Raw genomic sequence first — 23988 nt, forward strand, 5'->3', positions numbered from 1 at the left:
GGATGCGGAAGAGCCGCCGCTCGCCCAGTCCCCCGCGCACGTCGCGCGCGTAGAAGAGTGTGCGCAGGGCATACAGTGGATGCGCGGCAAAGGCGCGCGTAAAGCGCACGATGATCTCTGCCTCGCCCGCCTCCCGCAGCGCACCTGCCGCAGCGAAGAAGTCGAGCACGTCCGAACCCGTACTCGCGTAGGTTGCGGCATCGTTTTCCGTCCGCGTATAGGTCTTGTTGCTCTCCTCTTTCAGTGCGTCCAGCATCGCATTTCCTCCTTCGCGCAAAATGCCCGACCCAGATGCAGATGCACTGTGCCGGACAAATTCATTCACCGCGGCAAGCCGCGAACATATACAGACAAGATGCCATGAACGGCAACGGTAGACCGTGCCGTCCTGTGGGGCAGATTCCCCACACTGTTTTACAGACAGTTGATGTATTGCTGTTGGCATCTTTTGCAAGACACGATTTCACGCCGACGATCCCCATAGGGAATCTCTTCGGTGTTCCGTACATTGCTGTTCATGTCTTGCACTTATTGTAGCATAAACACGCGTGCGTTTCAACAGGAGAAAGGCGTACCTTATTCCTGCACAGCCGCCGTGGTCTGCTGCGCGATGGCATCGCAGACACAGCCGCCCGCAGGCGTGACAGCACGGCGCTTGCGTGCCTTGTGCGCCTCATAGCGGCGTTTGCCCTCCTCGAAGGCGGCACGCGCCTCCTCGGTATCGAGCGTGAGCGGCGGCACGGATTTCGGCCGTGCGTTGCGGTCGAGTGCAACCATGGTGAAATACGCCGAGAGTCCGAGCTGCGGGTCGCCGCCGTCGTCCAGATCCTCGACGATGACGTTGACGGCGACCTCCATCGAGCTGTGCCCGACGTAGACGATGTCCGCCGTCACGACGACGAGATCGCCGATGCGGATGGGCAGGTGGAACTTCCAGCTCGTCCACGCGTGCCGTCACGACATTCGACCGCGCATAGCGCCGCGCCGCCGCGTACGCCGCCGAGTCCATCAGCTTCATAATCTCGCCGCCGTGCACATTCCCGTTTGGATTCGCCTGACTCGGCATCATCACCTCGCTGATGACAATGCGGCTGTCCTTCATTTTACATTCTTTCATTTATATGCCCCCCATCAAAATGTTTTGGTTCTACTCCAAAACTAGTGGAAAAGTTATTTTTTAGAACAGAACAGATGTAGCCAAATCTAAGGAAGCACTGATCCATAATCCCGCCATGAACACATCCATACATCCACAATGCCTATATCGTTCAAAACGCCCCTTCCACCGCAAGCGGTCCCCCTTCCCCGCTCTGGCGGGGCAGGCATTTAAGTCACGGCATATAAGCCTCCCCCGCCGCTGCGGGGGAGGTGGCACGCGGCAGCGTGACGGTAGGGGCGCCGGCAGCTTATGCGCATGGATACCGATTGAAAGGCGACCGAAAACATAAGCTGAATGGAATCTTGCTTCTCTAGATAATGATACTATTTCCACTACTTCGGGAGTAGAGCCAATATTTTTCATCGGAGCATCCACTTTACCATACTTTGCTGAAAATAATCCGTTACATCGGATACATTCCCTTGACAGCCGCATACGCGCAGATGATATAATCCTGCTTAGGCAAAGGGAATGGGGCGCAGCTGCACCCCAAGGGGAGGGATCTCTATGTATTTGGAAACGATCACATCGCCCGCCGATATCAAGGGGTACGGCGCGGCAGAGCGCAAGGCACTCGCCGAGGAGATGCGCGACGCACTTCTTAAGCGCGCGAGCATACACGGCGGGCATTTCGGTCCGGACTTCGGCATCATCGAGGCAATCATCGCACTGCACACGGTCTTTGATTCGCCGACGGACAAGATTGTCTACGACGTGTCGCACCAGTGCTACCCGCACAAGATGCTGACGGGACGCGTCGAGGCGTACATCAACGAGGCGCAGTACGACGAGGTGTCGGGCTATACGAATCCGGAGGAAAGCCCGCACGACTTCTTCAACGTCGGCCACACGTCGACCTCGATCAGCCTCGCCTCGGGGCTTGCAAAGGCGCGGGATCTCGCGGGTCGCAGGGAGAACATCATCGCCCTGATCGGCGACGGCTCCATGTCGGGCGGCGAGGCACTTGAGGGGCTGAACGTCGTCGGTGAGATGGAGACGAACTTCATCATCGTGTTCAACGACAACGGTCAGTCGATCGCTGAGAACCACGGCGGGATGTACCGCACGTTCAAGGAGCTGCGCGAGACGAACGGCGCAGCGGAGAACAATCTGTTCCGTGCGATGGGGCTCGACTACCGCTATGTGGCGGACGGCAACGACTGCGAGGCACTGATTGCGGCGTTCTCCGCAGTCAAGAACAGTACAAAGCCCGTCGTTGTGCATATCGTCACGCAGAAGGGCAAGGGCTACCAGTTCGCCGAGGAGGATCCCGAGACGTGGCACTACCGTATGCCGTTCGACGTGGAGACGGGCGCGTTGAAACATCCATACACGGATCCGTATCAGGAGGCGACGAAGGCCTTCCTCAAGGAACAGGCGCAAACGAATCCGAACATCGTCTTTCTTGCGGCGGGCACGATGGGCGGCATCGGACTCTCCCCCGCAGACCGCGCGGAGCTTGGCAGTCACTACGTCGATGTGGGCATCGCCGAGGAGCACGCGGTCGCGATGGCATCGGGACTCGCACGCGGCGGCGCGCGCCCGATTTTCGGCACGTACAGCACATTCTTCCAGCGCGTCTACGATCAGATGGCGCAGGATGTCGCGGTCAACAACAGCCCCGCCGTCTTTCTCTCCGTCGGCGCGTCCATCTACTATATGAACGATGTGACGCACCTCGGCTTCTTCGACATTCCCCTCTTTGCGAACATCCCGAACCTCGTTTTTCTCGCGCCCGCGAGCCTCGACGAATACAAGGCGGTGCTGCGCTGGTCGGTCGCGCAGACGAAGCACCCCGTCATGATCCGCATGCCGGTCATGGGCTACGAGGAGAGCCCCCACTCCGTGCGCACGGACTACAGCGCGCTGAACAAATATCAGGTCATCACCGAGGGCGCGGAGGTCGCCATCCTCGGTGCGGGCAACTTCGCACAGCTTGCGAGCGCCGCCGCCACAGAACTTGAAAAGGAGGGCGTCAAGGCGACTGTCGTCAATCCGATCTTCCTCGCGGGGCTCGACACGGCTCTCCTCGACCGCCTCAAGGAAAAGCACAGCCTCATTCTCACGCTCGAGGACGGCATCCTCGACGGTGGCTTCGGTCAGAAGATCGCCGCCTACTACGGCATGGACGCAAATGTCCGCGTGCGGAACTACGGCCTCCCGAAGGAATTCCACGACCGCTACCAGTCCGCCGAACTCGCGCAGGAGTACCACCTCACCGCCGAGCAGATTGCGGCGGATACGCTGACGGCGCTGAAACGCTGAGTACAGGAAACCTCGCACATCCGCAAACAAAATTCATCGGGGGCTGCCACAGACAGGGCAGTCCCTTTTTCCTGCCCTCTCGTTATTTTTTCCCCAATGATGATATTTTCTTAGAATTTATGCTATAATAGAACGTAAACATTATCATGTTTCTATGGAGGGCTTTTCCCTTGTATCTTGAGACCATCAACGCACCCGCCGACATACGGGACTATACGGCGGAGCAGCGCCGCATTCTTGCCCGCGAAATGCGTGAGGCGCTCATCGAGCGCACGAGCCTCATCGGCGGGCACATCGGGCCGAACCTCGGGATCATCGAAGCGACCATCGCACTCCACACGGTCTTTGATTCACCGCGCGATAAGATCATCTTCGATGTCTCCCATCAGTGCTATCCGCACAAAATGCTCACGGGGCGCGTCGGCGCATACACGCGCGCAGCCGAGTACCACGATGTCTCCGGCTTTACGAACACCGACGAGAGTGAACACGACCTCTTCAACATCGGGCACACCTCGACCGGCATCAGCCTTGCGGCGGGACTTGCCAAGGCGCGCAACCTCGCGGGTGGCACGGAGAACGTCGTCGTCGTCATTGGGGACGGCGCCATGTCGGGCGGTGAGGCGCTCGAGGGGCTGAACGTCATCGGCGAGATGGGCACGAACTTCATCATCGTATTCAACGACAACGACCAGTCCATCTCCGAGAACCACGGCGGCATGTATGCCAAGTTCAAGGAGATGCGCGAGACGAATGGTCAGGCGGAGGACAACCTCTTCCGCGCGCTCGGGCTCCGCTACCGCTATGTCGCGGACGGCAACGATGCGGAGGAGCTGATCCGCGTATTCTCCGAGGAAAAGGACAGTACAAGCCCCGTCGTCATCCACATCCACACGATCAAGGGCAAGGGGCTCTCGTTCGCCGAAGCGGATCCCGAGGGCTGGCATCGCCACGCCCCCTTTCACGTGGAGACCGGCATCGCAAAGAATGAGTCGCACCCCGACCCATATGCCGTCGCAACCGTGGACTTCGTACTCGATGCGGCGCGCAGGAATCCGAACTTCGTCTACCTCTCGGCGGGCATCGTCGGCGGCATCAACCTCAGCCCCGCCGAGCGTGCGGAGCTCGGCAGCCAATACGTCGATGTCGGCATCGCCGAGGAACACGCCGTCGCCATGGCATCGGGACTTGCAAAGGCAGGAGCGCGCCCGATCTTCGGCACGTACAGCACATTCTTCCAGCGCACCTACGACCAGATGTCGCAAGATGTCGCCATCAACCGCAACCCCGCCGTCTTTCTCGCGACGGGCACCTCGCTCTATCGCTCCACCGACGTAACCCATCTCGGATTCTACGACATCTCCATCTTCTCAAACATCCCGAACCTCGTCCACCTCGCGCCGACGAGCGTCGCCGAGCACATCGCCGTCCTGCGCTGGGCAGTGGAGCAGACCGAGTACCCCGTCATGATCCGTATGCCGTTCACGGGCTATGTGGAGAGCCCCTATCCCGTGCGCACGGACTACAGCGCGCTGAACAAATCCATCGTCGTCACCGAGGGTGCGGACGTTGCGCTCATCGGTGTCGGCAACTTTGCCGCGCTCGCCTCCGAGGCAGCAGAGGAACTCGCGCGCGAGAGAATTCACGCGACCGTCGTCAACCCGCTCTACCTCTCCGGGCTCGACGAGGAGCTGCTCGACTCGCTGCGCGAGAAGCATAGCCTCATCCTCACCGTCGAGGACGGCATCCTCGCGGGCGGCTTCGGTCAGAAGGTGGCATCCTTCTATGCGCGTACGGGAGACGTGCGCGTCCTGACCTACGGGCTGCCGAAGGCGTTCTTCAACCGTTACAACCCCGACGAGCTGGCACGCAGATACCACCTCACCGCCCCGCAGATTGCGGCGGACGTGCTGCGGGAGCTTGCATGAGATTGCGTGAGAGCTTGGTGAAAAAAGGGCTTGCATTTTTCCCGCGCACGCGTTATAATGTCCCTTGTCAGTCACGGGGACGTAGCTCAGCTGGGAGAGCACCAGGTTCGCAATCTGGGGGTCGAGAGTTCAATCCTCTTCGTCTCCACCATCCTTGACCGCATACGGAGGAATCCATTCGGATATCCTCCTTTTTTTGATATGGAGGTGCGTGATGTTCCACAAAATGCGCCGCAAGGTACAGCAGCTTTCACCAGAGGAGACGGAGGCTGTGCTTCTGCGCGGAACGGCAGGCGTACTCGCCCTCACGGGTGACAAGGCATTCCCATACGCCGTGCCCATCAGCTACGTCTATGACGGCGAGCACATCTACTTCCACAGTGCGCTCGAGGGGCATAAGATCGACGCCATCCGGCGGAATCCGAACGCCTCCTTCGCCGTCATTGATCAGGACGAGATCGTGCCCGAGAAGTACACAACCTACTTCCGCAGCGTCATCGTCTTCGGCAGCATCCGCATCATTGAGGACGAGGAGGAAAAGCGTGCCGCCGTCCGCAAGCTCGCCATCAAATACGCGCCCGAGCGCACGGAGGCGCAGCATCGCGCAGAGATCGACGGCGCGTGGAAGCGCTTCTGTATGCTCGAGATGAGCGTCGCCCACATGACGGGCAAAGAGGCAAAGGAGCTCGTCGCAAGGAAATAAGATCATACGAAAAGCGGGGTCGCACGTCCCCCGCTTTTTTCATATATTCTGCTCAGCCCCTCACCCCTCGACGTTCAGCACGATAAGCTTTTCCTCAGTCAGCTCGCGGATGGCGTAGGCGGGGCCCTCGCGGCCGATGCCGCTGTCCTTGACACCGCCGTACGGCATGTTGTCCATGCGGAAGGTCGCGCCGTCGCCGATGACGACGCCGCCGACGTCGAGGTGCTCGGCGCAGTAGTTTGCGACGGCGAGTGAGCGCGTGAAGACGCCCGCCTGCAGGCCGTAACGCGTGTCGTTGACCATGCGTACGGCATCCTCGATCGTATCGTAGGGAATGATGCTGAAGACGGGCGCAAAGGTCTCCTCGGAGACGACCTTCATCGCGGAGGTGACATCCGTGAGGACGGTCGGCTCGTAGAAAGCCCCGCGCCGATGCCCACCTGCGAGGATGCGCGCGCCCGCTCCCTCTGCCTCAGCGACCCACGTCTCGATGCGCTCCGCCTCGCGTTCTGAGATCATGGGGCCGATCTGCGTGTGTACGTCCATGAGGTCGCCGCTCTTGAAATTCTGCGCCGCCTCGACTGCCGCCGCGCAGAATGCGTCGTAGATGCTGCGCGATACATAGACACGCTGGCAGGAGATGCAGACCTGCCCCGCGTTCACGAACGCATGGCGCGCGCAGTGCTCCGCGACCCACGCAACATCCGCCACATCCTCATGCACGATGTTCGCGGAGTTCGAGCCAAGCTCAAGCGCAATGCGGCGGAAGCCCACCGCCTCATGGAGCGCCTTGCCGACGGGGACGCTGCCCGTAAAGGAGAACATACGGATGCGCTCGTCCGCCGTGAGGAGTTTCCCGACCGCACTGCCCGCCCCGTAGATGAGGTTGAGGCAGCCCGCAGGCAGCCCCGCCTCCTGAAACACCTCGACGAGGAGGGACGCCGTGAGCGGTGTCGCGGAGGCGGGCTTGTAGATGACGGTATTGCCCGCCGCAAGCGCAGGGCCGATCTTGTGCGCAGCGAGGTTCACGGGGAAGTTGAACGGTGTGATGGCACAGACGATGCCGAGGGGGCGGCGGATCGTGAACGCCATGCGATTCCCACAGCCGGGCGCCCCCGCCAGCGGGACGGTCTCCCCGCGCAGCCGCTTCGCCTCCTCCGCCGAGAGGATGAGTGTCTGATAGGCGCGGTCGATCTCGCCGCGCGCGTCGCGGATGGGCTTGCCCGCCTCGGCGGAGAGTGCCTCAGCAAACGCCTCGCGCCGCTCCCGCATCAGATTTGCGGCACGCATGATGATCTCGTAGCGTTCGTAGGGACTGAGCTGCACCTCGTGAAAGGCACGCTCCGCCGCATCCACCGCCGCGCGCACCTGTGCCCCGCCCGCTGCGGCAATCTCGGCGATGACCTCCCCCGTCGCCTTGTGATAGACGGGAATCGTCCCCTCGCCCGCGACGCGGACGCCGTCAATGAACATCTCGAAGGTCTTCATATCGTGCTCCTCCTCATCTTGTGAACAGCGAAACCATGTGCTATAATAATCTCAAGTGGCTGGTGAATGTCGGTTTACTCCCCTTGGGGGGTGATGTGCGTGACGCTTTTTGAAAAGCTATCGCTCCTGATTGCGGCGGCAACGCTCGTGGTCAACATCATATTTCTGATTACAAAGTAAACAGAAAAAAGAACCGTACGTGCGGTTCACGTCGGCTCCTTCTTCAAGAATCAAAGTATTCAGGGAGAGTCCGGCGATTCCACACACCAGTCACCCTTTTGTGCTCTTATTATAGAAAAATATGCGATAAAAGTCAAGCACGGCGCATCCTCTCTGCGGGGATGCGTCGTTTTCTTATGTCCTAATCTGCGCGAATATATCTATTATATGGACTGCGAGAGATTTTCATTTACAGCGCCTATGAAATGCCGTATCCTGCGCATATGAATATCATTCGTTTTTAACACCTTCACACCGCAGTCATAGAAAGGAATCTGCCTTGCGCACGAAAGACCTGCTCGCCTCACCGTGGGCGCTCTCCATCCTGCTCGTTCTCGTCGCCGTCCTCGCCGTCTCGGCGGGCAGTGTCGCGGTCCCTGCGGGCGACACGATTGCCATCATCACGGCAAAGCTCGCGGGCAATATCCCCGCAGTCGATCCCGCCGTCACGGACATCATCTGGTCGCTGCGCGTGCCGCGCGTCCTGCTCGCGATGACGGCAGGTGCGGGACTCGCACTTGCAGGTGTCGTCATGCAGGCGAGCGTGCAGAATCCGCTCGCAGAACCCTTTATCCTCGGCATCGCCTCGGGCGCGTCCGTCGGTGCGACGCTTGCAATCCTCATCGGCTCCGCCGCAATCCCCTTCGGCGTGCCGGGCTGCGCTTTCGTCGGCGCAATCCTCGCTACACTCGCCGTGCTCATGCTCGCGGGGATGCACCGCCGCGTCTCGACGGTAAAGCTCGTGCTCGCGGGCGCGGCGATCAGCGCACTCTGCGTGGCGGCAACGAACTTCATCGTCTACATGGCGGCGGATGCGGAGGGTATGCAGTCGGCGGCGTTCTGGACGATGGGCTCGCTCGCAGATGCGAAGTGGCACAGCCTCTTCCTGCCCGTCCTCATCGTCTCGGCGCTCATCGTCTACTTTCTCTCGCAGCTGCGCACGCTCGATGTGCTGCTCCTCGGCGAGGAGCTTGCCGTGACCCTCGGCATTGACGCAAGTGCAAAACGCCGCCGCTACATGGCACTGCTCGCGCTCCTCACGGGCGTCCTCGTTGCGACCTGCGGCATCATCGGCTTCGTCGGACTCGTCGTCCCGCATCTCGTGCGCTCCTTCACGGGCGCATCACATCGCCGCCTGCTCCCTGCCGCGCTCCTCGTCGGCGCCATCTTCCTCGTTGTCGCCGACCTCCTCGCACGCACCCTCCTGCCCGCGGGCGATCTGCCCATCGGCATCATCACCGCGCTCATCGGCGCGCCGCTCTTCATGAAGCTGCTCTTCGGCAGCGGCGGGAATTTCGGAGGTTCGCGATGAAAACAATCCACATCGAAAATCTGAAATTCCGCATCGACGCCAAGGAAATCCTCCACGGCATCACCGCTGACCTCCCGACCGACCGCTTTGTTGCCCTGCTCGGCCCGAACGGCTGCGGCAAGTCCACCCTGCTCAAGCATCTCTACCGCGTGCATGCGGTACAGGAGGGGCGCGTCACGATGGATGGGACACCGCTCGCGGAGATTCCGCTGCGCGCGGCGGCGCAGGAGATCGGCGTCATGGGACAGTTCCACACCGTCGACTTCGATTTCAGCGTCGAGGAGATCACCCTCATGGGGCGTGCCCCGTACAAGGAGAGCTTCGAGGACGACACGGAGGAGGACTACGCGCTCGTCCGCGCCGCACTCGAACGCGTCGGCATGGCGGACGCGGCCGAGCGCAACTTCAACGAGCTCTCGGGCGGCGAGCAGCAGCGCGTCATGCTCGCGCGCGTCCTCGTGCAGGAGCCGCAGCTGCTCATCCTCGACGAGCCGACCAACCATCTCGATATCAAATATCAGTTGCATATACTAGAGCTGGTCAAAGGCCTGAACATCGGTGTGATCGCCGCCCTCCACGACCTCAATCTCGCCGCCATGTACGCCGACCTCATCGTCGTCATGAAGGCGGGGCGCATCGAGCGCATCGGAACGCCGAACGAAATCATCACGGAGGAAATGCTCGCGCATATCTACGGCGTGAACGCAAACGTGACCTACGATGCGGCGGGGCTTCCGCTCGTCGACTACCGTACGGAGCAAATACAATGAATGCCGCACAGCAGAATCACGGGCGCATTCTGAGACGCTTCGCCAACGCCCTGAGACTCCTGCCCTTTCTCGCGTGCGCCGTGCTCGTCCTCGCGCTCTCCATGCGCGACGGGCGCGGCACACAGGCAGCGGAGCCGATCACCGAAGGAATCACCTACACGACGGCGGACAGCGAGGGGCGCCCGACCGACTTCACACTTTCGCATACGCCTGAGCGCGTGCTCGTCTCCTATCCGGGTGCAACGGAGCTGCTGATCGACCTAGGTCTCACGGATCGTATCATCGGCACGATTGCACCCTACGGCGCGGAGCCGCCCGCATACGCCGATGCCTATGCCGCGCTCCCGATTCTCTCCGCGCCCTATGTGCCAAGCCGCGAGGAGGTCGTCGCTCTGCATCCCGATCTCATTATCGGCTGGTCGCATCACTTCACACCCGAGGCACTCGGCGATGTGTATGCGTACTTTGATCGCGGTGTCGGCGCCTACATCGTGCCCGCCACCGTGCGAAAGGGACACCCGACGCTTGAGGAGACGGTCTATCCATTTATCGCGGATATGGGGCATATCTTCGGCGTGGAAGAACGTGCAAAGAACTATACCATAGCATTACAATCGCGCGCCGCCGCTGTGGTGGAGCGCTCCGAGGCGCGCGGACAGCGCTTCTCCGCGATGATCTTGCAGGCGCACGGGACGAGCCTTTACAGTATGTACGGCCCCGCCTACATCATTGACGACATCGCGCGCAAGGCGGGCGCCGACAACATTGTCGACCGTCAGATGCGTTCGGTCGGCCCTGAGCGCGTCCTCGGCTTTGCGCCCGATGTCATCATCTACGTCAATCCGAAGGACATCTCGGCAGAGGAGGCGCGCGCAGAGCTGCGCAGCGATCCAAACCTCCAAAATATGAAAGCCGTGCGCGAGAATCATATCATCGTCGTGAATTTCTCCGACGTGAACAATGGAAACGGGCGCTGTATCACGGCGCTTGAGGATATAGCTGAGGGACTGGATGCCCTCATAGGTGAAAAGAAAGGGTAATGGGATGAAGAAAAGGATTTTGAGTGGACTCGTCGCGACTGCACTGACCGTCGGAACGGGCTATGCGCTCCCTGTGAGCGCCGCAGAGGCAACGGATGATGCGGTGCAGACCTATGTGCTGGACGACATCGTTGTCACAGCGAGCCGCAGTGAGACCGCGATCAGCGACGTGCCCGCGGATGTCACGCTGATCTCAGAGGCGGACATCGAGCGCGGCAATTACAAGAGCGTCTCTGATGCGCTCAAGGGCGCGAACGTCAACGTTGTACAGAAGGGGTTTGCCGCCTACCCCATCATCAACGGCGACTCGCGCGTGCTCGTCATGGTCGACGGGAAGAAGGTTAACTGGGATCACCTGATGGTGCAGGGGGATGACAACGCCGCCAACGTCGATCAGATTGCCATCGGAGACGTGGAACGCATCGAGATCGTACGCGGGCCAAACTCCTCGCTCTACGGCGAGCGCGCCGTCTCAGGTGTCGTCAACATCATCACGAAGCGCCCAACAGCGGGGAAGCCCACGGGTTCCTTTAACATACAGCTCGGTTCGTGGGGTGAGAAGCGCGCGGGGGTAAATGTCAGCGGCGGCGATGAGAGGAACAGCATCAAGGTCGGCGTTTCACATGAGCGCCGCAAGGATTTCCAGTACAAGAACGCCTACGGCGAGAAGCGCACCTTCGAGAACAGCGACATCAACCGCACGGAGTACAACGTCGGCTTTGACCGCATCATCGGCAACGACCGCCTCCGCCTCGAGTTCAGCCGCCATGAGGCGGACGACGGCTACGGTGTATACCTAAAAGATCCAAGAACAGGCGAGCCCTATTACGACGGGCGTCAGCTGATGACCGACAGTGTATACGGTGTCACCTATATGTTCGGCTCAGAGAAGGAGGGCGAGGGAACCTTTCTGCGCTACTACCGCAGTGAGTCCACCGCTGACGCTCCGTTCGGTGCCCCCTACACCCACAAGCTGCGCCGCAACACCTTCGAGGGGCAGAAGCTCTGGATGCTCGGCAACAAAAATATGCTCGTCGGTGGTTTCCTCTGGGCGCACGATCAGATAAAAGAGTATAATTATGCGCCGCTCGACGTGTCTGCCACAACGAAGGCACTCTTCCTTGAAGACGACTGGCAGCTCGGGCAGGGCTTCTCGTTGAAGCTCGGCTCACGGCTCGAGCACCACAGCGACTTTGGCACGGATGTCGCCTCGCATATCAGCCTCAACAAGAAGTTCAACCGCAGAACACACGCCTATATTTCATGGGGACAGGCGGTCAACAATCCAACGCTCAAGATGCGCTATGCCGACACCCCATATATGAAGGGCAATCCCGATCTAAAACAGGAGCGTTCGCATACGTTCACCATCGGCGCGGACAGTCAGATCACGCGCAAGTGGAATGTATCGGGCAGCCTCTACTGGAGCAGGCTGAAAAATGCGCTGAGCTGGGCGTGGAATCGTGAGGGGGACTTCAAAACTCACTACTACAACACTGATCGCGAAAACCGCCGCGGTCTCGAGCTCTCTACGCGCTATCGCGCCGACGACCGCTGGACAATCCGCGCGGCATACAGCTACGCTCATATTGACTCCACGGATGCCGCAAAGGGCTATCTCTCCACGAACACGCGCCCGAACGGCTACAATCTCGGCATCTCCTACACGCAGGGGAAATGGGAAGCGGACGCCGACCTGAACTACGTGACGGGACGCAGTGTGGAGCGCTTTACAGATGCGCGTTATCTGACGCTTGATGTCGGCGTGAACTATCACGTCACGAAGGATTTCAAGGTCTATTTAAAGGGCATGAACCTCACGGACGAGAGCTATGAATCCATCGGCGTAACGCCGTCCATATGGACACCTATGGGCGCCTACGCCATGCCGAGCCGTCACTTCATCCTCGGCGGTACGTATCAGTTCTGATTGAGCGAAGACATACAAAAACGGAGCAGACAAGGCATCTGCTCCGTTTTTGCGCTTTTCACCGGCGAAACTACGTGCTATAATAAACGCAAGTGGCTGGTAAAAGCTGGTTTTCTCCCACCTTTGGTTGGGGGTGATGTGCATGAGCCTATACGAAAAACTCTCACTCATGCTAGCGGCGGCAACGCTCGCGGTCAACATCATATTTCTATTCAGTAAGCAGTAGATAGAAAAAAGAGCCGCTGTGCGGTTCACGTCGACTCCTTCTTCACGAAAGATAAACTTTTAGGGAGAGACCGGCGGGACCAATCACCAGCCACCCTTTTGTATTCTCATTATATCCACCTATTAAAAAATTGTCAAGCAAGGAGGGCACGATGGACAAGATTGCAAGACTCAGAGAAATCCTCACGGAAAGCCGCCGCGCGGTGTTCTTCGGCGGGGCGGGCATGTCGACGGAGTCGGGGATTCCCGACTTTCGCAGCGCGGGCGGCATCTACAGCGAGACGCTGCATCGCGAATTCTCCCCCGAGCAAATGGCATCACACAGCTTCCTCATGGCACATCCGGAGGAGTTCTTCGACTTCTATCGGCGGCGCTTCGTCTACCTCGCGGCAGAGCCGAACCCGGGGCACTATGCGCTCGCACAGCTCGAGCGGCAGGGGCACCTCGCGGCGATCGTGACGCAGAACATCGACGGGCTGCATCAGGCGGCGGGGTCAAAGACCGTCTACGAGCTGCACGGCTCGATTCGCCGCGCGCACTGCATGGAGTGTGGCGCGCATTACGAGCTCGACTACATCCTGCACCATCGCCCCGTGCCGCACTGCTCCTGCGGCGGTATCGTCCGCCCCGATGTCGTATTATATGAAGAGAGTCTCGACAATGCGACCATCGAGGGCGCGATCGCGGCGATCCGCGCGGCGGACACACTCATCATCGGCGGTACCTCGCTCATCGTCTACCCTGCAGCGGGACTGATTGACTACTTCCGTGGTGCGCATCTCGTCCTCATCAACAGGAGCGAGACGAGCGCAGACAGACGTGCCGAGCTCGTCATCCGCGAACCGATCGGGGATGTGCTGCACGAGGCGCTGCCAGAGGAATAAAGGCTTCATTTGGGGCGCCCCTATCGGCTTACTGACCTGTCCGAGAAGCAAGCCCGTAGGGCGAAGCTGAACGGGAAACAGGTCGTATGCGAAAACGTCCCAAGAACACGAGCGGCAGCGACGTGTGATTGGTTGACGTTGACCGCCTCCAAGGCTCGCCACTTCCCCCGCTTCGGCGGGGGAAGCCAATATACCGTAACCTCAGCCTCCCCCGTTCACAACGGGGGAGGGGGACCGCGTAAGCGGTGGAAGGGGCGCTCCGAGAGCAGCCCTCCTTTTGTTTTTCAACGCACCTTCCCCCGCCTTACACTCTGCAGCAGTATCCCGCCCATAATGAGGACGAGTGCGATGAAGGCGGCGCTGCTCATCTCCTCGCCGAGTGTCACGGCAGACACGACAAGCGAGAGCAGCGGCACGGCGTACGCGAGGTTCGCGACCATCGCCGCATTCTGCGCCTGCTGCAGTGCCATTGCCCACCAGAGGTAGCCAACGGCGTTGACGAAGATACCGAACCAGAGCAGCCCACCCCACTGCGTCCACGACAGCGTGACCCACGTCTCCGCCATGAGCGTCACGAGCAGCGCACAGAGCGCAGTCACGCCCCACGCGACCGTCATCAGCACCGTCGGATCCACATTCCGCTTTCGGTTCAGCACACAGAACAGCCCGTAGCAGAGTGCCGCGAGCACACACGCGAGCGAGCCGAGGACGGCATTTCCATCCGCGCGCCCCTCCCCGCCGAGCGTCAGCACAAGAACCCCCGAGAACGAGAGGAGCAGCGCGGCGGCAGTCCGCAATGTGATTCGCTCCCCGAGAAGGAGTGCCGCAAAGAGGACGATCATCATCGGCCAGAGATAGTTGAGAATGCACGCCTCCTGCGAGGTCAGCTGCGTCAGGCCGTAGAAATAGAGCCCCGAGTAGACAAAGAGTCCAATAAAGCCGAGTGCCGCCATCGCGAGGTAGCCACGCCAATCATACGCGCGGAATACCAGTAGCCCTTCACGTATCCCCTGCTGGACGAGCAGGAAGACCGATGCGATGAGGCTGCTCAGAAAGAGTGCCTCAAACGTCGGAATCACGGTGAGGAGACTCTTTGCCATCGCCGCGAGCGTCGACCAGATCACAACCGCGCTGATTGCATAAAAATAGACGCGACTTTGCATGTTACGAATCCTTTCACACGAACAAAATGCCCCTATTGCATAGGAGAGCACCAAAGTCACATATATGCCACCGTTCAGTCTGCAAACAGGTCAGGATAAACGCCCAGCACCTGATCCAGCAAGCGATCCATCCGAATGACATAGGCATATGCTCCGGAATCGACCTTTTTCAAATGTCTTACACATGACAACTCCCTGTGCCGAACCACTTCGGACGATAAATTCACCTCATCCGTCACTCGCTCAAACGACTCTCCTGTCAGCAAACAGAGCGCAGCATAGGCAATTTTTACCGCATCTCCGACTGCGGCTTCTGCAGTATAGTCCATCGCATAGACATGATTCCTCAGCGAACGAATCGCATTGGCATAGCATTCATATTCATCACGCATAAATTTGCGATTCGATGCGATGCAAAGCGCCGCACGAAATGTATCTGCGAGGAAAACCTCATCCCGCTCCGATACCCCTCGATACGCGCATTGTGCCGCAGCAACCTTTCGATAGGTTGTGCACACCTCTGCAAAATCGTCAACGACATCAAGCAATGTCGCAACATCATAGAAATGATATCAATATCCGTCGACAGGCGATAGGGCTTCTCCAACAGCAGCATCAGACAGGTTCCGCCCTTGAACACAAAGGGAAGTCCGCTCCTTGCAAGAGCCTCCAGAAGACCAAAGGCATAGATCGTGCGTTCAAACAGAAGCGGATCGCGCTTGCTTTCCGCCCGAAAACCACGAATGTGCGCCTCTGTAAAATTCTCCTGCAATAACATATCACTGCCCCCTCAGCACAATATCAGTCTCCTCATGGATAAAACGTCGAATGCGCTTTGCTTTACTGCGGCGCTTTGCATAGCGAAACAGACTGCTCTCATCAATAATATATTTATGGAAGCTGTCCTGATAGACACGCGACAATTCTGCAGGACTGAGCAGATCACGTAACAGCTTGTCCGCAAAAAGATCCACCAGAATCTTTTCCAACCTGCTTTTCCATTTTGCGCGACGAGTCAGAGGCGCTTCAGAGACAAGCTTTTTTACGACAACCGCATCCTCATCCCAATACCGATCATACTCCTTGCGGGAGGGTTTTAACAAAACCATGCCGTCATAGCACTCCCATAGCATATCGAATACAAACTCCGTCGCAAACGGTTCTGCATAGACAAAGATTGTATTATGCGCGAATTGATGGTTGACAAATTCATTGAGTTGAATGAGTTCAAAAATAACAAAATCCAGATACGGATAGCGCTCCTCTATACGGTGCGCAACAGATCGCGCCTGCTTGGAATAGTCGTATTCATATCTTCGCATATAATGTGGCGGAACATAGTAAGCATTGCGTCCGACACGGGCAATATCTCCACGCTGCAGCATTTTATCAATGCCTGCATTCAGGCTCGCTGTACTGACGATCGCCCCGCATTTCATCATCTCCATGAGCAGTTCATTCCTTGAAAACGGGTGCTCTGTTTTCATTTTACGCAGCGTCCGCTCCATCATTTCCAGCGTTGTCACAATTTCACCTCACTTTATCAAAACGGCAATTTTCATTTTTATTGCCGTTTTGTTGCTGTCAACATACTCCATTTCTGATTAAAATACAAGAGAAATTTTGCGTACAAAACAAAAAAGGCTCCCGATCTCTCGGGAGCCTTCTGCGATCAAATGGAGCTGATTATAGGACTTGAACCTACGACCTGCTCATTACGAATGAGCTGCTCTACCAACTGAGCTAAATCAGCATACCGCCTCACAGGCGATAGTGGAATTATACCCGAGCGGGATGCTTCTGTCAACCCTGAAAATAAATTTTTTCTCTCATCTGCGGAGCTGCCGGCACGAATCACGGGATTCGCGCATAGAACGCATCTTCATAAATGGCGACACTGCGATCCAGATACGCATAGTACTGCGATCTGCGCCCATAGAACTTCATCCGATAGGCAAGGTAGAACGCGATCTCGCCCGCCGGCATCGTGATTCCCGTCTCCGCCCACGAGCCGCCCGGCGGCAAGTAGTACCAGTCCATCTCCGCATCGTTCCACGCATACATCGCGCACGCATCCCAGTCATAGAGGAAGCGCATTGTGCGGACATCGGTCACCATCCCACTGCCGCCGCTGTAGAAATCATCTTCGTTCCCGACGGCACTGCGTGCCGTGACGACATCGACGGCGATGACGTACTGCGGCGGCTCGTAGCGCAGGACATTCAGCGACGAGGCATCAACGTACCACGCCGTCCCCATATGTCCGTCGCAAAGGATGAAATTCCGATCACCGTTCAGATACATTGGATAGTTCGCGCTCGCAGCCGCAGACAGCGCGAGCATCAAGACACCCACGAGCAGCATGATGATTCGTTTCATCGCAAATCCCTCCTTATTGTATAGAAATTCTACGAGCAAAAGAAAAATCCTTTTTGTGCGAAAAATCAATCTCCTTCTCATCCCTCCTTCACCACGCTCTAATCGCCTTTTGGAACAATACAAATGGGAGGGAATGTCATGCTGAAAAAAACACTGCGCGCCGCATTGTGCGCACTGATTCTTGCCATCGCCCCGAATGTCTCTGCCGCGCCCGAGATCATCGAGGCGGACGGCGTCTACATGATGGGCGACAACGATACGCCGAAGTCTGCGCGCGATGCGGCACGAAACGAGGCGATGCGCGCGGCGACGGAGCGCGCGGGCGTCTACATCGAGAGCGTGAGCGAGGTGCAGGACTATGCGCTGACGCGTGATGAGATTCGCATGGTCGCCGCCGCCGTCCTGCGCGTACTCAACGAGCAGGTGACGCCCGAGCTTGTTGGCGACGCGTGGCGCTATCGTGTCCATCTCGTCTGCTCCGTGGATACGGACGGCATTGACCTCGCCGCACTGGCGGGGGACAAGGCGGAGCTGGCGCGCCTGACGCAGGAGCGCGACGCCCTGCAGCGCGAGAACGACGATCTGCGCAGCCGCCCGACGATGCCGCGCGGCGCAGTCCTGATCCCGCCCGCCCCCATCTACGGGAAGACGGGCGGCGTTCGTGTGCCCGTCTATGGAGAGGAGCCGCCCACCCATGCGCCCACACCCGTCGATACGATCTTTGCAGACGTGGAGGCGATGATCGTGCGCGGCGAATACGCACACGCTGTCGCCGATCTCTCCCTGCTGCTGCAGGATCCGAGTGTTACGGGCGACGCACGCGCCTACGCCTACGTCCTGCGCGGACGCGCCTACTACGATCAGCACAGCCCACGCCTCGCGCGTGCGGACTTCGATGCGGCGGAGCGCACGCCGCACACAGACGCGACATATCCCATCTGGCGGCTCTACGAGTACCGCGGGCTGATCGCGTACGACGCGGGGCGCTGGGAGGATGCCGTCAGCGACCTCATGAGTGCATGGGATGCATCGGACAAGACCGACGACGAACTCCGCATGCGTCTGCGCCGCGCCGAGCGCCGTGCCGAGCAGGAGCGCCGCCATCGTCTGCGCGGGGACGGCGGCGCGCGCAGCCGGGGCATCGTTGTCGTTCCGTAAGCCGCACCACATACGTGCAGGAAAAAGGATTCAGAATTTACAGGACATTTCTCCTAAATTTGACACAAGCGTTTCATTCAAGTATACTATAGATGGTGCGCCTCTCACAGTGCGCCCCACCTGTTTCACGGATGCAGCGCCATCTGCGTCCCATGTAAAGGAGGATTTTCATGTTTCATCCCATGCGCCGCACACTCTCCATCCTCGCCGTTGGCGGTCTGCTCTGTGCGCCCGCCGCACTTCTGACGGGCTGCTTCGGCAGTGACAAGGGCGAAGATCCCGCCGCAGCCGTGAGTGCGCTGCTCGCAGGCAGCACGACCGAGGACAAGGTGGACGCGATCTCGCCCTACCTCGACGCAACGAACGACTACAACCGCCACATCGTCTCGTTCGACTATGCCATCACCCCCTCGCTCGAGGATATGCGCAGCGGCAAGCGCATGACCTACATCGCGCTGCCTCTTTTCGCCAATCTGAGGAAGAATCTCGAAGAAGCACGCGCGAATCCAAAGACGGCGGGCGTCTATCAGGACATCGACACGGAGGCGGATGCCGTGCTTGCGATCCTCAAGGATCTCGTCCCGCTCGCAGAGAAGATGGAGTCCTACTACTCCTCCAAGGGCTACATGGCGGACGACTATGCCGCCGGCACGCAGATGATCGCGCAGTATCTCCCACTCTACGACGCATTCGTACCTGCGTATGACAAGTTCGACGCCGCCGTCACAACGCATTTCAAAGAAATCCAAATTGCCCGCCTCGAAGATATGCGCAAGGAAGGGCGCGTAAACGCCGCCACATTCCTCGAACTGAACATGAAGGTGCGCGAGCTCGCGGACATGCTCGAACAGGAGCAGATCGACAGCGCCGCCGCCGAGGCAAAGATCGCCGAGATCAACGCGCTCGCCCCGAAGGTGCCGGACATCCCCGCGCTCGCGTCATACAAGTCGAGCCTCAACCGCTTCATCGGCACGTTCCGCAGCTATGTCGCGGGCAAGGAGAATGGCAACGAGGTTGTGGACGACTTCAACGACTTCGTGCGTTCCTCGCAGAACCTCAATCTCGCTGAGTTGGACGACAAGAAAAAATAACGGAGATCCCGTTCCCCTGTGCCGCAGAGAACTCCTGCGGCACTTTTTGTGTCTCATTTGTTTTCTCTTCACGTTTACGTTTTTTTGTGGTATGATAAAAATGCAGAAAACACGTGCATTCCTTTGACCTTTAGAAAGGAGCATCCACACGTTATGAAAAAATTTCTCATTGCGCTTTTCCTCTGCATGGCGATTGCACAGACCGCGCTCGCACAGACCGTCACCGTCGACGGCGTGGGCGTTGACCGCGACTCCGCCATGCGCGACGCTGCACGCACCGCCGTGGAGCAGGTTGCGGGCATGTATATCAACTCCAACACCGTCGTCTCGAACACCGCCGTGGAGCTGGACGAGATCCTCTCCCATGCGCAGGGCTACGTTCAGAACATCCAAGTCATCAGCGAGTCGGCTGCCGGCGGCGAGTACCGCGTCCGCGCGAACGTCGACGTGAACACCGATGCGAACTCGGCGTTCATGAAGCGCCTTGATGCCGTCATGCGCATGGGCGACCCGCGCATCGGCGTCGTCATCCTCTCGGACGACTCGGATCTCGACAACAACTACAGCGGCCTCCCCGGTCATGACACGATCCTCGAGACCGCCCTCAACGAGCGCCTGCTCACGGTCGGTTTCAAGCACGTCGTCGATGTAAACCTCGTCTCCTGGCTGCAGGACTCTGCCATGCTGAACGCCGTATACCGCGGCGACAGCAGCCTCCCGTACGGCGCGTCGAGTGCTGACCGACCGATCGACTACCTCGTCATCGGGCGCAGCCACGCGGAGGGCTACGATATCAAGCTCCCGAACAACCAGGGCGGCTACGTCACGTCGCCGATGTCCTCGGCACGCACCCATCTTGACCTGAAGATCATCTCGTTCGGCACGGGCACGATCATCGGCACCTACTCCGTCGATGGTCAGGGCGTCGAGAACAGTGAGAACCTCGCGCGCCGCAAGTCGCGTCAGGTGGCAGCCCGCAAGGCAGCAGAGAAACTCGAGCAGCAGTTCATGAAGGCAGCGGCGAGCGCCTTCTCCGGCATCCAGCTCACCGTCCGCGCGAGCGACTTCTCCCTCGTCGACCAGCTCGTCAAGGAGCTCAAGGGGCTGCGCGGCGTGCAGGATGTCTACGTGCGCGGCACGAACGCAGGCAAGACGACCATCGACATCGCCTCCTCGCAGAAGCCGTTCACCATCCTCCAGATGCTCCAGCGCGAAACCAGCCTCTCCATCTTCGTCGAGAGCACGAGTGACAGCGAACTGAAGATCACCCTCCGCTGAGGAGCGACTGCCTAGGGGTTGTTGTACGAGTCAAACCGACTTCGTACAGCAACTCCTTATTTTTTCAAAAATATTTTTCATACGGCGCCGCAAGCGCCCGCGCAAAAATCCCGCCAAACCGCGTCATTCCTCTAAGATTTCAGAAAATAGGACGTTTAGACCTGTCCGATCATACAGTATCATTTCCCTTTCATTTATGCTAAAATAATAAGCGACATCGTGTATGTCGACATCCATGCACCCACGGTAGGCAGTTTCGTGTTTTCTGCCCATACCCATCATCCGCCCGTCCGCGTGGTGCACCCGGGAAGCAATAGGGAAGCACTGGTAAATCCGGCACCAATCGGAATGGCCCATTTCATCAGCGGTTCCCTCGGGTCTACACTTAAGGAGGAGTTCTATGTTTAAGAAAATGATGGGCGTACTTGTCCTTCTCGGAGGCCTGATGATGGGCTCCGTCTGTCAGGCGGGGCTCTATGACAACCCCACCGTTGCAGTCATGCCCTTCCAGAACAAAGTACCGGATCGATGGGGCGGCTTCGGCGACCATGCAGGCGTTGCAACCGAGGAATTGATTACCCTCATCAGCGATCGTCCCGACGTGTTCCAAGTCTATGAGCGTATCGAGTTCCAAGGTCTCGTGGATGAACAGAGCCTCGGTATGACCGGACTGATCGCAGAGGACAGCGCCGTCGAAGTCGGCAATATGAGCGGCGTCGAGTACAAGATCTTCGGCGCACTCACCAACCTCTCAGCGAAGGAAGACACATTGGGTCTCGGCGACCTTCTCGGCGGACTGGTCGGCAGTCAGGCGAGCGTCGTGGCAAACGTCTCCATCCGCGTCGTCGAAGTCTCGACGGGTCGCGTCGTCCTCGTCGGCCAGGGCAAGGGCAGCTCAAAGCGCGTATCCGGCGGCGTTGCATCGGAGGACGGTGTGTTCATGCTCGGCTCCGCGAACGTCACTGACGAGATGGCATTCAACGCCGTTTCCAAGGCGATCAAGGATGCCGTGAACGGCAAAGAGGGCATCTTTACGAAGATGGGTGTCAACACCAAGGGAAAGAAGAGGTAAGGGATATACGAATGGACGCTCGGCGTCCGTCTCCGTTTTCTGTTGACTCAATGTAAAGGAGCGACGATAATGAAGAACCTGAAGAAAAAAGCACTTGCCGGAGCTATTGCAGGCGTATTTGCATTCGGTGCAGGCTTCTATATGGCACCGGACGCCACGCTGCCCACGCTCACTATGATGCAGGCCGCAGAGGCCGCCCCTCAGTGGGAGCAGGGCACAATCACAGCCGAGGGCTTCGGCACGCCGCCGATGGGAACCTACGGCTCGAAGGCAAGCATCATGGCGCGTCGTGCGGCCATTGTTGACGCACAGCGCAACCTCGCTGAGCAGGTGAGTGGTGTGCAGGTCGATGCTGAGACCACCGTCCAGAATTTCGTCATCAGCAGCGACATCGTCAAGACCAAGGTCAGCGCACTCATCAAGGGCGCGGTCATCGTCGAGGAGCAGCAGATGCCGGACGGCAGCTACCGCGTCGTCATGTCCATGCCAATGTACGGCATGCAGGGACTTTCATCCGCGATCATGCCCGCAATCCGTGACAACACGCCGCCCGCTCCGCCCCCGCCGGTCATCTCTGCCACCATTACGGCTGAGATTACGACACACGTTCAGACGCGCGGCGGCTACACGGGCGTCATCGTGGATGCGAGCGGCTTGGGACTCAAGCCCAGCTTCTCCCCCGTCATCTATGACACGAACGGACGCGCCATCTACGGCGTCAGCAACATCAACTACGATCAGGCGATCTCGCAGGGCATGGTCGGCTACTCGACCAGCGTCTCCTCCGCCCAGACCCTCCCGCGCGCCGGCGGCAGCCCGCTCGTCATAAGGGCGGTGCAGGTGCGTGGCGGCAATAACTCCACGAACCCCGTCAACGTCGTCGTCAGCGTCGACGATGGCGACCGCATCCTCGCGGCAAACGCACAGAGCTCGATGCTCATGAACGGCAACGTCGTCTTTGTCCGCTGAGACATTTGCACCGATATACACAAAAACCCGAGGTCGACTCCTCGGGTTTTTTGATGGGATATAACAGCCAGCATATGCGTAGCTGCGAATAATATATTGATAATCAGCCATCGTCGTGCTATGCTACCCCTGTTCCGCTATGGATTACAGATCCTTCCGCAAAATATCCAAATACCCCTCATACGAATAAATCCGTGTTTTCCCGACCTGTTCACGCTGCTCCAATATCCCCTTCTCCATCAGAACGCCAACAGCACGCGCTGCGGCGTTGTAGGAGACACCAAGCACCTCGGCGGTCTTTTTCACCTCGATGATCGGATGTGCCTCAATGTAGGAGAAGAGCTTGATAAGCGTGGTCAGCTGTTTTTTGTTTGTATTCTCCTTTAACTTTACAATGTTTTTTCCGCGCAATGCATAAAGTTGGTCAATAATATCAATGGCATCTGCCGCCGACTCCGCAACGGCACGCAGGAAGAACATGATCCACTGCTCGTAGTTCCCCGTGCGGCGCACCTCGCTCATACGGTCATAGTATTCGATACGGTTTTGCTTCAGGAAATAGGAGATGTAGAGTGCAGGCGTACTCAGGAGATTTTGCTCCATCAGGAAAAGCGTAATCAACAGCCGTCCGATGCGTCCATTCCCATCAAGAAAGGGGTGAATCGTCTCGAACTGATAGTGAACGAGTGCCGTACGAATCAGTGGGTCGAGTGTGTCCTCTGCGTTCATATACGACTCAAGTGCGGACATCGCCGCATTCATATCCTCTACATTCGGCGGAACATAGCGTGCGTTCTTCAGCGTACTGCCTGCTCCGCCGATCCAGTTCTGCGTGCGCCGAAATTCTCCGGGATATTTCTCCTGCCCGCGCACTCCCTCCATCAGAACACCGTGCATCTCACGAATCAGACGACTGCAGAGCGGCAGCTCTCTGCGGCGGCGCAGTGCGAACTCC

Annotated in this window: 21 protein-coding genes, 2 tRNA genes and 1 pseudogene; 14 read left to right on the forward strand and 10 right to left on the reverse strand. The window is 58.7% G+C overall.

The genetic code is table 11. From position 1 onward, the window contains the following. Together AXF19_RS02765 and AXF19_RS02770 are read right to left on the reverse strand one after the other, a co-directional pair. On the reverse strand, positions 1-256 hold a 256-nt coding region (locus AXF19_RS02765; RefSeq protein ID WP_157092521.1), incomplete at its 3' end, for a DUF2828 family protein. A 320-nt stretch (positions 257-576) separates the two neighbouring features. Continuing rightward, a pseudogene (locus tag AXF19_RS02770) lies at positions 577-1117 on the reverse strand (acyl-CoA thioesterase). A gap of 549 nt (positions 1118-1666) precedes the next feature. Here AXF19_RS02770 and AXF19_RS02775 point away from each other — a divergent pair. The 4 genes from AXF19_RS02775 (at position 1667) to AXF19_RS02790 (ending at position 6055) form a co-directional block, all read left to right on the forward strand. Beyond that, the gene (locus AXF19_RS02775) at positions 1667-3424 is read left to right on the forward strand and encodes a 1-deoxy-D-xylulose-5-phosphate synthase (RefSeq protein ID WP_066844718.1); all 1758 of its coding nucleotides are present in this window, start codon (positions 1667-1669) and stop codon (positions 3422-3424) included. Between the two features lie 170 nt (positions 3425-3594). Next, positions 3595-5352 (forward strand): 1-deoxy-D-xylulose-5-phosphate synthase, encoded by a 1758-nt coding sequence (locus tag AXF19_RS02780; protein WP_066844721.1) that lies wholly within the window; start codon positions 3595-3597, stop codon positions 5350-5352. Between the two features lie 75 nt (positions 5353-5427). Then, positions 5428-5503 (forward strand) — tRNA-Ala (locus AXF19_RS02785). A 63-nt stretch (positions 5504-5566) separates the two neighbouring features. Further along, positions 5567-6055: a pyridoxamine 5'-phosphate oxidase family protein gene (locus tag AXF19_RS02790; RefSeq protein WP_066844723.1), complete on the forward strand. Its 489-nt coding sequence runs from the start codon at positions 5567-5569 to the stop codon at positions 6053-6055. Between the two features lie 60 nt (positions 6056-6115). Here the strand turns inward: AXF19_RS02790 and AXF19_RS02795 are convergent, their stop codons facing one another. Then, complete coding sequence (locus tag AXF19_RS02795; protein ID WP_066844725.1) at positions 6116-7543, reverse strand: aldehyde dehydrogenase family protein; 1428 nt, start codon at positions 7541-7543, stop codon at positions 6116-6118. Between the two features lie 499 nt (positions 7544-8042). On the opposite strand from AXF19_RS02795, the gene AXF19_RS02800 reads away from it, so the two are divergent. The 5 genes from AXF19_RS02800 to AXF19_RS02820 all read left to right on the forward strand — a co-directional run bounded on the left by AXF19_RS02800 (position 8043) and on the right by AXF19_RS02820 (position 13923). Beyond that, positions 8043-9074: a FecCD family ABC transporter permease gene (locus tag AXF19_RS02800; protein WP_066844727.1), complete on the forward strand. Its 1032-nt coding sequence runs from the start codon at positions 8043-8045 to the stop codon at positions 9072-9074. After that, positions 9071-9844 carry an ABC transporter ATP-binding protein gene (locus AXF19_RS02805; RefSeq protein ID WP_066844729.1) on the forward strand — a complete coding sequence of 258 codons (774 nt, stop codon included), beginning with the start codon at positions 9071-9073 and terminating at the stop codon, positions 9842-9844. The genes AXF19_RS02800 and AXF19_RS02805 overlap by 4 nt, the downstream gene beginning before the upstream one ends. Continuing rightward, complete coding sequence (locus tag AXF19_RS02810; RefSeq protein ID WP_066844731.1) at positions 9841-10884, forward strand: ABC transporter substrate-binding protein; 1044 nt, start codon at positions 9841-9843, stop codon at positions 10882-10884. The genes AXF19_RS02805 and AXF19_RS02810 overlap by 4 nt, the downstream gene beginning before the upstream one ends. 4 nt (positions 10885-10888) lie before the next feature. Beyond that, complete coding sequence (locus tag AXF19_RS02815) at positions 10889-12814, forward strand: TonB-dependent receptor plug domain-containing protein (RefSeq protein WP_066844733.1); 1926 nt, start codon at positions 10889-10891, stop codon at positions 12812-12814. 377 nt (positions 12815-13191) lie between these two features. Next, on the forward strand, positions 13192-13923 hold the full coding sequence (locus AXF19_RS02820; RefSeq protein ID WP_066844736.1) for an NAD-dependent protein deacylase: 732 nt from the start codon (positions 13192-13194) through the stop codon (positions 13921-13923). 284 nt (positions 13924-14207) lie between these two features. Here the strand turns inward: AXF19_RS02820 and AXF19_RS02825 are convergent, their stop codons facing one another. The 6 genes from AXF19_RS02825 to AXF19_RS02850 all read right to left on the reverse strand — a co-directional run bounded on the left by AXF19_RS02825 (position 14208) and on the right by AXF19_RS02850 (position 17465). Beyond that, positions 14208-15086: a DMT family transporter gene (locus tag AXF19_RS02825; RefSeq protein WP_066844739.1), complete on the reverse strand. Its 879-nt coding sequence runs from the start codon at positions 15084-15086 to the stop codon at positions 14208-14210. Between the two features lie 74 nt (positions 15087-15160). Further along, entirely contained in the window at positions 15161-15415 is a 255-nt protein-coding gene (locus tag AXF19_RS02830) for a hypothetical protein (protein WP_066844741.1), read from the reverse strand. 17 nt (positions 15416-15432) lie between these two features. Beyond that, positions 15433-15864, reverse strand: coding sequence for a nucleotidyl transferase AbiEii/AbiGii toxin family protein (locus AXF19_RS02835; RefSeq protein ID WP_066844742.1), 432 nt, complete (start codon positions 15862-15864; stop codon positions 15433-15435). A 1-nt stretch (position 15865) separates the two neighbouring features. Next, entirely contained in the window at positions 15866-16612 is a 747-nt protein-coding gene (locus tag AXF19_RS02840; protein WP_084784746.1) for a DUF6577 family protein, read from the reverse strand. Between the two features lie 151 nt (positions 16613-16763). Then, positions 16764-16839: transfer RNA gene (locus AXF19_RS02845), tRNA-Thr, on the reverse strand. A gap of 101 nt (positions 16840-16940) precedes the next feature. Then, positions 16941-17465 carry a hypothetical protein gene (locus AXF19_RS02850; RefSeq protein ID WP_066844743.1) on the reverse strand — a complete coding sequence of 175 codons (525 nt, stop codon included), beginning with the start codon at positions 17463-17465 and terminating at the stop codon, positions 16941-16943. A gap of 138 nt (positions 17466-17603) precedes the next feature. Between AXF19_RS02850 and AXF19_RS02855 the strand changes: the two genes are divergently transcribed. From AXF19_RS02855 to AXF19_RS02880, 5 genes are all read left to right on the forward strand, one after another. Continuing rightward, entirely contained in the window at positions 17604-18623 is a 1020-nt protein-coding gene (locus tag AXF19_RS02855; RefSeq protein ID WP_066844744.1) for a hypothetical protein, read from the forward strand. A 170-nt stretch (positions 18624-18793) separates the two neighbouring features. Next, a complete protein-coding gene (locus AXF19_RS02860) occupies positions 18794-19714 on the forward strand; it encodes a DUF3829 domain-containing protein (protein WP_066844745.1) in 921 nt (306 codons plus the stop codon). A gap of 153 nt (positions 19715-19867) precedes the next feature. After that, entirely contained in the window at positions 19868-20992 is a 1125-nt protein-coding gene (locus tag AXF19_RS02865; RefSeq protein ID WP_066844747.1) for a hypothetical protein, read from the forward strand. Between the two features lie 400 nt (positions 20993-21392). Then, positions 21393-22064: a CsgG/HfaB family protein gene (locus AXF19_RS02875; RefSeq protein ID WP_066844754.1), complete on the forward strand. Its 672-nt coding sequence runs from the start codon at positions 21393-21395 to the stop codon at positions 22062-22064. A 69-nt stretch (positions 22065-22133) separates the two neighbouring features. After that, the gene (locus AXF19_RS02880) at positions 22134-23033 is read left to right on the forward strand and encodes an LPP20 family lipoprotein (protein ID WP_066844757.1); all 900 of its coding nucleotides are present in this window, start codon (positions 22134-22136) and stop codon (positions 23031-23033) included. Positions 23034-23177: 144 nt separating this feature from the next. Here AXF19_RS02880 and AXF19_RS02885 read toward each other — a convergent pair. Then, on the reverse strand, positions 23178-23988 hold an 811-nt coding region (locus AXF19_RS02885; protein WP_216634968.1), incomplete at its 5' end, for a Fic family protein.

Origin of the sequence: Selenomonas sp. oral taxon 126, assembly GCF_001683335.1 — a bacterium.
Taxonomy (GTDB): Bacteria; Bacillota; Negativicutes; order Selenomonadales; family Selenomonadaceae; genus Centipeda.